The sequence below is a fragment of the Pedobacter sp. GW821-FHT01D05 genome (assembly GCF_059422505.1).
Map to the genome: position 1 here is coordinate 320,273 of NZ_JBWKXA010000005.1, position 12,923 is coordinate 333,195.

General features: G+C 42.1%; 9 protein-coding genes. 6 read left to right on the top strand and 3 right to left on the bottom strand.

What is annotated here, in order from left to right:
* Nucleotides 1-7 precede the first annotated feature (7 nt).
* The 4 genes from AC07VK_RS18735 (at nt 8) to AC07VK_RS18750 (ending at nt 8,196) form a co-directional block, all read left to right on the top strand.
* Nucleotides 8-1,132: a FecR family protein gene (locus AC07VK_RS18735; RefSeq protein ID WP_492962420.1), complete on the top strand. Its 1,125-nt coding sequence runs from the start codon at nt 8-10 to the stop codon at nt 1,130-1,132.
* A 73-nt stretch (nt 1,133-1,205) separates the two neighbouring features.
* The gene (locus AC07VK_RS18740; RefSeq protein WP_492962422.1) at nt 1,206-4,514 is read left to right on the top strand and encodes a TonB-dependent receptor; all 3,309 of its coding nucleotides are present in this window, start codon (nt 1,206-1,208) and stop codon (nt 4,512-4,514) included.
* An 11-nt stretch (nt 4,515-4,525) separates the two neighbouring features.
* A complete protein-coding gene (locus tag AC07VK_RS18745; RefSeq protein ID WP_492962424.1) occupies nt 4,526-6,205 on the top strand; it encodes a RagB/SusD family nutrient uptake outer membrane protein in 1,680 nt (559 codons plus the stop codon).
* A complete protein-coding gene (locus AC07VK_RS18750) occupies nt 6,205-8,196 on the top strand; it encodes an FAD-dependent oxidoreductase (RefSeq protein ID WP_492962426.1) in 1,992 nt (663 codons plus the stop codon). Before AC07VK_RS18745 ends, AC07VK_RS18750 begins: the two co-directional genes overlap by 1 nt.
* A 176-nt stretch (nt 8,197-8,372) precedes the next feature.
* On the opposite strand, the gene AC07VK_RS18755 is transcribed toward AC07VK_RS18750, so the two are convergent.
* The 3 genes from AC07VK_RS18755 to AC07VK_RS18765 form a co-directional block, all read right to left on the bottom strand.
* The gene (locus AC07VK_RS18755; RefSeq protein ID WP_492962428.1) at nt 8,373-9,269 is read right to left on the bottom strand and encodes a helix-turn-helix domain-containing protein; all 897 of its coding nucleotides are present in this window, start codon (nt 9,267-9,269) and stop codon (nt 8,373-8,375) included.
* Nucleotides 9,270-9,352: 83 nt separating this feature from the next.
* The gene (locus AC07VK_RS18760; RefSeq protein WP_492954706.1) at nt 9,353-9,649 is read right to left on the bottom strand and encodes a putative quinol monooxygenase; all 297 of its coding nucleotides are present in this window, start codon (nt 9,647-9,649) and stop codon (nt 9,353-9,355) included.
* Between the two features lie 39 nt (nt 9,650-9,688).
* Nucleotides 9,689-10,483, bottom strand: a complete 795-nt coding sequence (locus tag AC07VK_RS18765) for an SDR family NAD(P)-dependent oxidoreductase (RefSeq protein WP_492962430.1) — start codon at nt 10,481-10,483, stop codon at nt 9,689-9,691.
* A gap of 413 nt (nt 10,484-10,896) precedes the next feature.
* Between AC07VK_RS18765 and AC07VK_RS18770 the strand changes: the two genes are divergently transcribed.
* Together AC07VK_RS18770 and AC07VK_RS18775 are read left to right on the top strand one after the other, a co-directional pair.
* Nucleotides 10,897-11,505, top strand: coding sequence for a TetR/AcrR family transcriptional regulator (locus AC07VK_RS18770; protein ID WP_492954701.1), 609 nt, complete (start codon nt 10,897-10,899; stop codon nt 11,503-11,505).
* A 44-nt stretch (nt 11,506-11,549) separates the two neighbouring features.
* The gene (locus AC07VK_RS18775) at nt 11,550-12,923 is read left to right on the top strand and encodes a TolC family protein (RefSeq protein WP_492962432.1); all 1,374 of its coding nucleotides are present in this window, start codon (nt 11,550-11,552) and stop codon (nt 12,921-12,923) included.

Genomic DNA, 12,923 nt, shown 5'->3' on the forward strand with positions numbered 1-12,923 from the left:
ATAAGAGATGGAATATAACGAGGATTTTATAAAAGGGCTTTTATTTGAAAAGATTGCAGGCACGATAAGTGAGGGCGATGATTTTATTGCTGAAGAAGCGATTCTGGCAGACCCCGATACCAGGGAATTCTGGGAAGAGCTGAAATCAAAAATGAAAAAACCGGGTACAGCATCTTTCCTCTCGGGTCTTGACGAAACAAAAGCATGGGAAAATGTTGACACTCAACTTCCGCAAATACCAGTTAGCTCTTTTTATGAGCGGAACCGGCGGTATATCAGTGCCGCTGCAATGCTACTGATCGGATTGCCTTTGATATGGTATTTTTTTAATAAACAGCAGTTAACACCTCAAGAAAAAAGTACTGTACAACAACAGGTATATCTCAAAACAGATAATGGCAAGATAATCGAACTCACAGCAGGTCGTACCATTAACATGGACGGTGCCACAGTACACACCAAACAAAAAGAATTAAGTTATGCCCCAGCAGGAGCTGGCAATAAAGATTGGGCAACCCTGCACGTACCACCAACTAAAGATTACAAGATTACCTTGCCCGATGGAACAGAAGTCTGGATGAACTCTGCTTCCAGTCTGCGCTTTCCCTACAGCTTTGATAAAAAAACAAGGGAAGTCTATTTAACAGGGGAAGCTTATTTTGAAGTGTCCCACAATCCACAATTGGAATTTATCGTACATACCGGATTTGCGGACATCAAGGTTCATGGTACTTCTTTCAATGTAAACGCCTATAATGTGAAAAATTTTGCAACATCCCTTATAACCGGATCGGTTTCGGCCACTAAAGGAAATGAATCCATCATGTTAAAGCCAGAGCAACAGGTAAGCTATGACGATGGTAAACTTATCATCAAAACTTTTGATCCCCCGGAGGTACTGTCGTGGCGAAACGGCACTTATTATTTCCATAACCAATCTCTGGCCGAAATTGCACAGGTACTGGCCCGTTGGTATGATGTAAAAATCAACTGGAAATCGCCTTCTATATCGGAACAGACCTTTACCGGTGAAATCGATAAGAAACTTCCCCTGGGTGTTGTACTATCAAATTTAGAATTGTCATCAGGCATAAAGGCTAAACTGGAAAGCGGAATATTAACATTCAGATAATTTTTTCAGGTTCCGTTCACCCATTTTGGTTAAAGCTGCATCTTAAGGGAAACCAATATAAACTTTAACTGTTATGAACAAAAACCTTACCCGAACGGGCCGGATTTCATTGCCGGTTGCTTTCATGCTGCTGTTCATCCTCATTACCGGGGCAAGCCCCCAAACAGTAGGCAGAATCAGTATTGAAGGCAAAAACATCACCATTGCTTCTGTATTCAGGACAATCAAAAAACAAACAGGCTTTACTGTTTTCTACAGCAACAAGCTCCTTGATGATTCTGAAAAAATTTCTGTCAGTTTTAAACAGGCTGAGCTTCCTGATGTGATGAACCTGACTTTAAAGGGAAAAAAGCTCGACTGGGTTTTAAAGGAGAATTACATTGTACTGCAAAAGGCTGCATCTCCCGAAAAGAGTGAAGAGCGCATTCAAAACAAGCCCATCGGGGAACAAAAAAAAGAAGATCGGACGGGCGTTGTTACCGATGAGACCGGGAAACCAGTCCCAGGGGTGAGTGTAAAGATAAAGGGAACTAGTGGCGGAACGGTAACCGATGAAAGCGGTCAGTATAAGATCAATGCCAATACAGGAGATGTTTTGGTATTTTCATACATAGGATTCGCAGTACAGGAAATACCCGTTGGAACGGAAGGCCGGATAAACATTAAACTCTTGCCCCTTGATGAGAACCTGAACGATGTTGTTATTGTGGGCTACGGCATCCAGAAAAAGGTAAACCTGACCGGAGCGGTTTCACAGGTTTCTGGCAAAGATCTTGCCGCCCGCCCCATGGGACAAACATCTGCTTCGTTGCAGGGAATGGCACCGGGTGTTACTGTGAGACAGAGTTCTGGAAGACCTGGAGGTGACGGCGGGACCATTAGGATCAGGGGAATCGGAACTTTCTTCGATCCCAATCCCCTGGTAATGATCGATGGGATCGAAGGTTCGATGAACAACATTGACCCTAACCTGATCGAGTCTATCTCCATTTTAAAAGATGCCGCATCATCCTCTATTTATGGTTCAAGGGCCGCAAATGGCGTAATTCTGATCACCACAAAAAGGGCGGTTGCCGACCAAGTGAATGTATCTTACAACAACTATATCGGCTGGCAGGAAGCTACGAATATGCCCGATCTTGTTGATGCACTGGACCATATGCTTTTGACCAATGAGGCCTATGTGAACACCGGACGCACACCGTTATATTCTGAAGCACTGATACAAAAATACCGCGAGCAAGGTGGAGTTAGTTCCGATCTGTATCCAAATACCGATTGGCAAAAAGAGACCTTAACTGGCTCAGGCTTACAGCAAAGCCATTTTCTAACCATCCAGGGTGGCACTCAAAAAGTAAGGCTCTTAGGTTCATTCGGTCTTTTTGATCAGAAAGGGATTATTGAAAATTCGAGCTTCAAACGCTATACTATCCGGAACAATGCGGACATTACTTTCTCTGACAAACTTAAGGCAAGAATAGACCTGCAGTTTGTGAATGCCATCACCACCGATCCCGCAGCATCATCGAGTGAAATTTTTCAATGGATGAACGGAATCCCTGCAAATCAGATCGGCATTAACCAAAACGGCCAGTGGGGCGTTGGATGGAATGGTTCCAATCCGATTTCGGCCAGTAAAGATGGCGGCACCAATCGTACCCGGGGGCCTTTTGGGAGCATTAATGCCACCCTAAACTACAAACCGGTAGAATGGCTCGAGGCCGAGGCCGCATATTCACCAAAATATGCGCTATCCTCATCAAAAAATTTCAGAAAGGCAATCCAGTCCTATCTCCCAAATGGTGCCACAAGTTTCCTCACCCCTGCCCTAACTTCACTCTCGCAAAATAAAAGTGAATCATTTTTTAACAATATACGTGCAACGCTTACTGCTTCAAAAACATTTGGGAACCACAGCTTAAAATTTTTAGCCGGGGCATCACGCGAGGATTATTTCAATGAATGGACTACTGCTTTCCGTGATACATACATCTTGCCAGATTATCCGGTGTTGAACGCCGGTTCTGCCCTAAACCAACAGGCAACAGGCAGTGAAGAAGAATGGGCATTACAATCGCTGTTCAGCAGGTTTAATTATGTATATAAAAACAAGTATCTCCTGGAAGTCAATGCCCGTTATGATGGCTCCTCGCGCTTTTCATCTGGAAATAAATACGGCTTTTTTCCATCTGCATCGGCGGGCTGGCGCATCTCGGAAGAAAACTTTATGGCCGGCTTAAAAAAAGTGGTCAACGAAGCTAAATTAAGGCTTTCATGGGGAAGATTGGGCAATCAGAACATCGGTACCTATCCTTCTATTACCACGATCCTGCTTGAATCCTATACGCTTGGAAAGCAAATTGTAAATACTGCTGCCTTAAACACGCTGGCCAACAAGATGATTTCGTGGGAAACCACAGAAGAAAAAAATATTGGTATTGATCTTACCCTGTTCAACAACCTGAGCATTACTGCAGATTATTACAGGCGGAGAACAAGCGATATATTGCTTCAGTTAGATATTCCATTGATAGTAGGCGTCGGCAAACCTTTTCAGAATGCGGGTATTGTAGATAATAACGGTTGGGAACTTGGTCTTGCCTACAAAGGAAAGATAAAAGATTTTAACTATAACGTCAGCTTCAACATTTCAGACGTAAAAAACACCATTGTGGACACCAAAGGTGTCAATCAAACCGGATTGACCGTTAACCGTGAAGGTTATTCCATTGGTTCTCTTTTCGGTTACCAGGCTGAGGGGCTTTTTGCTTCTGATGCAGAGGTTGCCGCTCATGCCAAGCAGTTTGGTACGGTAAAGGCCGGAGATATCCGCTATAAGGACCAGAATGGAGATAACCTGATCAATGAGGCTGATAAAATCGTTATCGGCAGCACCTTGCCAAGGTTCACTTATGCTTCAACCTTAAGCGGCTCTTATAAAGGTTTTGACTTTTCGATACTGGTACAAGGGGTTGGTAAAGCAAACGGTTATCTTGCAGGCCCTGGTATCTTACCATTTAATGTTGGCGGCGCAATTGGCGGAACCATCAGGGAAGACAATAAAGACCGATGGACACCGGATAATCCCAATGCAAAATATCCACGTCTTGCTTTCGGCGAAACCAATAACGAACAGGTTTCTACCTTCTTTTTAAAAGACGCATCATACCTGAGGATAAAAAACGTCCAGATCGGTTATACTTTGCCAGTTGGCATTGCCCAGAAAATTACACTTAAAAGGCTCCGGATTTTTGCAAACGGATCCAATCTGTCATCATTCGACAGGTTCTGGGAAGGATATGATGTAGAAGCGCCGGTTGGCGGAGGCAACATATACCCTCAGGTTAAGGTTTATACTTTCGGTTTAGAAGCCACTTTTTAAAAACAGAACAGATGAAAACTAAAATATACCACTTAATGCTCGTGCTTTTATGCACAGCCCTATTATCCTGTCAAAAGGATTACCTGGATAAAAGCCCGCTGAGCGGTCCTTCAGATGAATCGTTTTTCAGCAACCAGGATGAGCTGATATTGGCTGTAAACGGCCTGTACCGTTACGCAAGTTATGCCCCTTTGGATAACATGCCACTTAACCTGCTTACCGACAACAGTACCGATATCGGTTGGGACAGGAACAACAGTGCGCTGCAGAGTCTGGGCAAGGGCAACCAGGATAGCAATAACGGCTTTTCCTTAAGCGTATGGACAGAGGGATACAAAGTAATTGCCAAGTGTAATTTCATTTTGGACAATATCGACAAAGTAAAAGATAAGGCCACCACTGCCATCTACAACAGGAGTAAAGCTGAAGCACGTTTTATGCGTGCCTACACTTACCAGTACCTCATTGATTATTTCGGGAGTGTACCCTTGGTTACTAAAGTGTTGACACTTGAAGATTCACAGCTGCCCAAAACCCCAAAAACTGAGGTACTAAACTTTGTGCTCAAAGAACTGACTGAATCAGCCGCTGATCTCCCTGTTAGCTATGGCGCTGCAGATGTAGGAAGGGCAACCAGAGGTACTGCGCTTGCCATTAAAGCCAGAGCTGCCCTGAACAATGAGAGATGGGCAGATGCTGCAGAAGCCGCAAAAGCGGTTATGGACCTGAAAATTTATAGCCTGCACAATAATTTCGGCACACTGTTTTCTTACGCCGGACAAAACTCGCCTGAGATCATATGGGCTTTTCAATACCTGAAGGCCTCAAAAACAAAAATGCATTCTACCCCCAATAACCTGCTGTCGCGCAATGGATTGGGCTTCACCAATAAAGTACCGTCCCAGTCGCTTGTTGACGCCTTTCCATGCACAGATGGGCTCAATATTGACAAGTCTCCCCTGTACGACCCTACATCTCCATATAAAAACAGAGATTCCCGACTTGGCTTTACCATAGCAGTTCCAGGCTCTATATTTTACAACTACCAGTTTGAAACACACCGGGACAGCGTAAAATGCTGGAACTACAATACCACTCCTGCTACACGCGTAGATAACCAGGATGCCCTAAATGCTTTCGCCACTTTTACCGGTTACTGCTGGAAAAAATATGTCGATCTGGAAGATAAGGCCGATCGGACAAATTCAGAGCTGAATGTGATCCAGATCAGATACGCAGAGATACTGTTGATTTATGCGGAAGCAAAAAATGAACTCGGACAGCTCGACCAGTCTGTATATGATGCCATAAACCTGGTAAGAACCCGGCCTAGCGTTAACATGCCGCCGATCACTACAGGAAAAACAATGGTAGAATTTAGGAGCCTTGTACGTAAAGAACGGATGTATGAACTTGCCATGGAAGGATTCAGGCTTTCTGATCTGCGCAGGTGGAAAATTGCTGATAAGGCGATGACCGGAAACTTTTATGGCCGGGTACAAAAAGGTTTATTGGTATCGGCACCACAGATTGATATAAATGGCCTGGCCGATTACAGTGCTGTACCAAACCGGGCAGAACTTAGGGTGATCGAAGTCCGTGTTTTCGATACCGGAAGGGATTACCTTTGGCCACTTCCGAATATAGAGATCGTTACCAATCCAAAACTCATTCAAAACCCCAAATACTGATGATGAAAAATATCCTTATATACATTTTACTCGCAATCATATGTCCTGTAACAGGTACTAAAGCACAAAGCTCATTGTATAAAAACTATGACATCTGTATTTATGGGGGAACCTCTTCAGGAGTTATAGCGGCTTACACTGCCGCCAGATCGGGAAAATCCGTTCTTTTGATCGAGCCCGGAAAAAACCTGGGCGGAATGAGCTCTGGGGGGCTGGGCCTGACAGATATCGGAAACAAATATGCCATCAGCGGCCTTGCCCTCGATTTTTACCGAAGAATAGGCAAACATTACGGCAAGTTTGAGCAATGGATCTTTGAACCTCACGTTGCTGAAAACCTCTTTAACGAATATATCAAAAAAGCGAAGGTGCCTGTTCTCTACGAAAATCGGATTACTGGGGTAGAAAAAAAAGGAACCCTGATCAAAGCCATCACGCTGGAAAATCCGGCAAAAAAGAAAGTGGGCACTGTAAAGGCCAAAGTATTTATCGACTGCTCCTATGAGGGAGATCTGATGGCTAAAGCAGGGGTATCCTATGCTGTGGGGCGCGAAGCAAACAGTACTTATAACGAAACCTTCAATGGTGTACAACTCATGAACGGGCATCAGCTTCCGGACGGCATAGATCCTTATAAAGTTAAAGGAGATCCGTCAAGCGGGTTGCTTTGGGGAATTACTTCAGAGAAACTGATCGACAAAGGCAGCGGTGATAAAAAGGTACAGGCCTATAATTTCAGGATCTGCCTCACCAATAACCCCGCCAACATAATCCCGATCACCGAGCCTGAAGATTATGTTCCCGAACGCTATGAGCTGCTCATCAGACAGATGGAAAAAAGAAACTGGAAATCCCTTCAAGATGTCTTTATCTGGAGCGGGATGCCCAATCAAAAGACAGATATCAATAACAGAAATGGTTTTTCAACCGATATGATTGGGATGAACTGGGAATATCCTGATGCAGATTATTTAAAACGCGAACAGATCTGGAAAGCCCATATAGCTTACACGAAAGGCCTGCTTTATTTTGTTAGTCACGATGCCCGCATCCCAGAACATATCCGAAAAGAGATCAGTCAATGGGGATACCCCAAAGATGAATATACCGGCAACGGCAACTGGTCACATCAGCTCTACGTGAGGGAAGCAAGGAGGATGCTTGGAACTCTTGTAATGACCCAGCACCACTGTCAGGGCAAGGAAGTTGTATCCGATGGGATCGGAATGGCAGCCTACACCATGGATTCGCACAACTGCGATAGGCTGGTGGTTAATGGCATGGTCAAAAATGAGGGCAATGTAGAAGAAGGTGGGTTTGGCCCATACCCTATTTCCTACCGGGCAATCATACCAAAGGAAAATGAAGCTTCAAATCTCATCGTTCCGGTCTGCCTGTCTGCTACACACATTGCTTACGGTTCCATCCGGATGGAACCGGTTTTTATGGTACTTGGACAATCTTCGGCAATGGCCGCTGTTCAGGCAATAGACCGCAATCTTTCGGTTCAAAAAATCGATGTAAGCCGTTTGCAGCAGCAATTAAAAAGCGATCCATTGGCCGATGGAAGTACCCCCGATATCCTCATTGACAACAACAACACGGATAAAGTACAGATAAAAGGCAACTGGACGGTGCAAAAAAAAGGTGGTTATGGTCCTGATTATCTTGAGGCCCCAGAGGACGCAGACACCACAAGATCTGTACGTTATAACCCCGGACTAGCTACAAACGGAACATATGATGTTTATGCCTACTATCCGAAAGCCGGATCGCCAGATATAGAGACAGTTGTTAAGATATTTGATGGCAAAGAACATAAAACCATTTTGATAAAAAGTGCCGAGGTTAAAGTGCTTGGTCAAACTTCGGGAGAATGGGTGAGTCTTGGTAAATATTCATTTTCCGGCAGCAACAGGCCATATATCGAAATCAAATCGAACGGAACAAAAGCAGTTGCCGATGCCGTGCTATTGGTCCCTTCTCCTTAGAAATTTAATTATTGTAAAGCTGTAATAAAGGCAAAGCATCCCTTATCCAATCAATAATGAGTCAAGAACGCTTTCTTAAAATGTTTTACTTTAATAATGAGCGATACAAATTGGCGTAGGTTTCAGCAAAAAGAAAATACGCCAGTTTGGCTTGCCATGCAAAAGGTTTAAAGATATTAATTTAAAAACTGTTCTCGATATTCAGTAGGTGTAACTCCTACTTCTTTTTTAAAAAGCCTTGAAAAATACGGTGGATTTTCAAATCCTAATTGATAGGCTGTTTCGGCAACAGTTTTGTCAGTGCTCATCAACAAGTTTTTTGCTTCCATTACCAATGCAATGTGTATATGGTCTAATGCCGTTTTGCCTGTTTCTTGTTTCAATAAATCGCTCAAGTACCTTGCTGACAAAGATAATTCAGATGCCATATACTTTACTGTTGGCAATCCGTTTTCTTTCAGTTTGCCACTATCAAAATATGCTTTTAAATGATTGGTAAATTTCGAAACCGTAGTACCCGAAAGCACTGTCCGATTTAAAAACTGACGCTTATAATAACGTTGGGAATATTTTAAAATAGAATCGATATGGGTTAGCATAATGTCTCTGCTATACTCATCCTGGTTATTATAATATTCAACCCTTATTTTATCGAACAAATCCCAAAGTGTATCTTCTTCTCTGGGTGAAATATGCAATGCCTCATTGGCCTCATAATCAAAATAACCATATTTCTGAACGCCTGAATGCAATGGATGATTCACTAAAAAATCTTCGTGAAAATAAATCATAAAACCTTTCTCGGTGAGCTCTATGTCATTCATCTGCACAATTTGATTGGGTTTTAGGAAAAACATAGAACCATTTTCATGGTCATACTTCGTTTTGCCGTACATCACATTGCCCGACTTTACTTTCTTCAAAGCTATTTTATAAAAGCCCAGGGTAAACTCGGTTTCTACAAATTGGCACCCTTTTATATCTTCAAACGTTACTAAACCCAACATCGGATTTTCCGGTGGCAGAAAGCCATTTGTAGTATAAAGTTCAGTGATTGTTTTATAATGCTTCATTATATTTATGATGAATTAGATTTATTAAAATTTTGATACATGAAGGTAGACTTATAATAAAGTAATTATTCGTTTTACCTGTTTTAAACCACCTTCAGATAAGTCACCACTGGTGCAGTTTTCAATTTTCCATCCAAAAAATTAAAGAAACTTTTCACATAATCCTGCTCCAGATGCCATTCATAAGTTTGTTGCGAGGAGTACACTGCAAAAATAACTAATGTGTTCTCACTTTCTTTTTTAGTTGTTAAAATAAATGTCTCGCAACCTTCCTCCAACAATATTTTTTCCCTTGCGGCCTTTGCTTGTGGTAAAACTTCCTGCATCACCTCAGGCATTACAGTAATTTCTGCGTGGGTAATTATTTTTTCGGCTTTCATTATTATAAATAATTTGAGATTTTTATTGGTTGTTCATCATTATTTTACACTTTTTAAGATAGAGCCCTCAAACATTTTCGGTGCAAAGGCCTGTAGGAAGACAATCATTCCACTCATTTTGCCCACAGGGTTACTGAATTTCGGTTCTTTAGCTTCAATTAATTTGGTGATTTTTGAAACCACAACTTCGGGGGATTGCGCTTCGTCTATACCTTTTTGCGTTGCTGCATTTACTTTTTTTCGGTACGTGTCATAGTCGGCAATTTTGCCCGTTGATGCAATCGCATTGTGTCCAAGATTAGTTTTGAACCAAACAGGCTCTACCACGCTAACTTTTATATTGAATGGGTTTAATTCAAATCTCAATGATTTAAAGTATCCTTCCACAGCGTGTTTCGAAGCAGAATAATAAGATAAATTTGGTGGGCCAATCAAACCTACTATAGAACTAACGGTAATGATCTGTCCGGATTTTTGTTTTCTGAAAATAGGCAGTAAAGCGTTGGTCACTTTTACTGTTCCCCAAAAATTAGTTTCAAATTGTTGCCTTGCAACATCCATAGGCGTTTCTTCTGCAATACCAGTAACCATAAAGCCTGCATTGTTCACCAAAACATCTAACTGTTTGGTTTCATTCGCAATTTGTTCCGCAAAGGATTGAATTGACCTGTCGTCATCGATATCAAGTCTTAATAGTTTGAAAGGAAGTTTCTCTTGGTACTTTTGTGGTTCACGGCTGGTACCGATAACATTAAAACCTTTCTGATGAAGGTTTTTAGCAAGCATTAGTCCAAATCCTGACGATGCTCCTGTAATTAGAATTGTCTTACTCATTATTATAATCTTTTATTTTGTTAAACGATGAAGCAAAGATGAGACAAGGGCTCTTTAGGTTAATTATACAGAAGTGGGAAGATATGATACATTTTTACGGATGATTGTTTTTTACCGTCGTTGAGGCTTCGGGTTGGGCCAGTTGAATTACCGCTAATACATTATATGGCATATTAAAAAACAAAATGGCGAACCCTGATAGATATATTTGAATTTCTTAATTTCATTAAATGAAGAGAAGGTAATACGGGGGAAGCAAAATCATCAAGGTTAAGTAAAATATACAATCAATTAAAAAAATATTTGTTTTATTGAACACTGTTCAATACATTTGTACCGTCAATTAAAATGAGAGTTGCAAATGAAAAAGTTATTTCCTAAATCAGGTTAATATCTTCTAAATTATTTTATCCATGGGCATTACAGAAAGAAAGCAAAGAGAGAAGCAGGAAATGAGACAGCGCATATTGAACGGTGCCAGAAAAGTATTTCTTCAGAATGGCTATGAACAGACCAGTATGCGCAACATTGCCAATGAGATCAGCTATAGTGCAGGGGTAATTTATTTCCATTTTAAGGATAAGGGTGAAATCTTTCAGGAACTCCATAAAGAGGGCTTTAGCCTACTTCTTAGACAACTTCGGGTGCTGGATTCGGTTATAGACCCATTTGAGCGCCTGAAAGCCTCTGGACGTGCATTTATCCAGTTTGCCCAGGAGAATAAAGATTATTATAACCTGATGTTCCTGGTTGAAGAACCATTAAAAAATACCGAAGAAAGCGGTTTCCAGATTGCAAAAGAAGCAATAAAGCACCTACATGACCTGGTCTTAGCATGCCAACAGGCTGGACGCTTCAAAGACATGGATACAGAGTATCTTACATTTATGATCCTATCTGCTATCCATGGCATCTGCGCTCTTTTCTGTAAGGACAGAACTATGAGTTTCGAACACAAGACCAACAAGGAACTTATGGAGAATGGATATGCAAGTTTTGTTACTTTATTGGAAAAGGGTTAACCTTTTTTTTATTTTATTACTGAACACTGTTTAAATTTATTACAATGATTAACTACATCAGAAAACTACCCATTGCTTACCGACTGACCGTCTTACAGCTCTCAGTCATCCTGCTCCCATTGGGGCTAAGCGCCCAAAACCGTTTGAACGATTATATCTCACAGGGGCTAGCATCAAACCAGAGCATCAAGGAGCAAAACTTCCTTTTGAAAAAGAACATTTATGCCCTACAAGAGGCAAAAAGCATGTTTCTGCCCAGCGTAACTTTTTCTACCACTTATACGAAAGCCGACGGAGGCAGAACAATTGATTTTCCCACAGGCGATCTTTTTAATGCCGCCTACGCCACATTAAATCAGCTCACAGGAAGCAATTCCTTTCCTCAGCTTGAAAACCAAAGTATACTGCTCAACCCCGATAACTTCTACGATGCCAAGTTTCGCACCAGTCTTCCCATCCTGAATGCCGAACTGGTATATAACAAAAGGATCAAAGCACAACAGGTGGACCTGCAGAAAGCGGAAATAATGATGTATAAGCGTGAACTGGTAAAAGAAATCAAAACGGCATACTACAGCTATCTTAAGGCTACAAATGCAATAAGGATTTATCAATCTTTTCTGAAACTGCTCGAAGAAGGTGAAAGGGTAAACCGGAAACTCTTTGAGAACAACAAGATCAACCGTACGGCTGTGATCCGTAGCCAGAACGAGGTATCAAAAATAAACGCATCGCTTACCGCTGCTCAAAAAACAGAGGAATCTGCCCGTTATTATTTCAATTTTCTATTAAACAGGCCATTAACGGAGCCCATTCTGACCGACGACGTCCCATTGCTGCCCGCGCAGGACAATCTATTGCTTAATGAGGTGAATGGTCGTGAGGAACTGGCCAAGCTTGAGATTGCCAAAGGAATAAATAAAAACCTTACCGGCCTTGCCAAATCTTATCTTATACCCAAAGTCGGCACTTCGCTCGATCTGGGTTCGCAGGCCTTTGACTGGAAGTTTAACCAGAAAAGCAGATATTATCTGCTGGGCGTTTCACTGGAATGGAACCTGTTTTCCTCAGGACGGAACAGCTATAAGATAAAACAGGCTATCGCCAGTGAACAGGCTGTATCGGCACAAACCAACCATGTGACCCAGCAGCTGCTTACCGAACTGAACGTGCGCAGGGCAAACCTGCAAAGTGCTTTAGCTCAGTACCAGGCGGCCCAATCACAACTAAAAACCAGTCAAACCTATTATAATGACATGACCAAGCTCTATAAAGAGGGAATGGCCATTTATATAGAGCTGCTTGACGCCCAGAACCAATGGGTAGATGCCCAGCTTCAATCCAACATTGCCCTATTTGACACCTGGATATCCCTTACTGCTATCGAACGTGCCAACGCTAGTTTCAACATACAATAA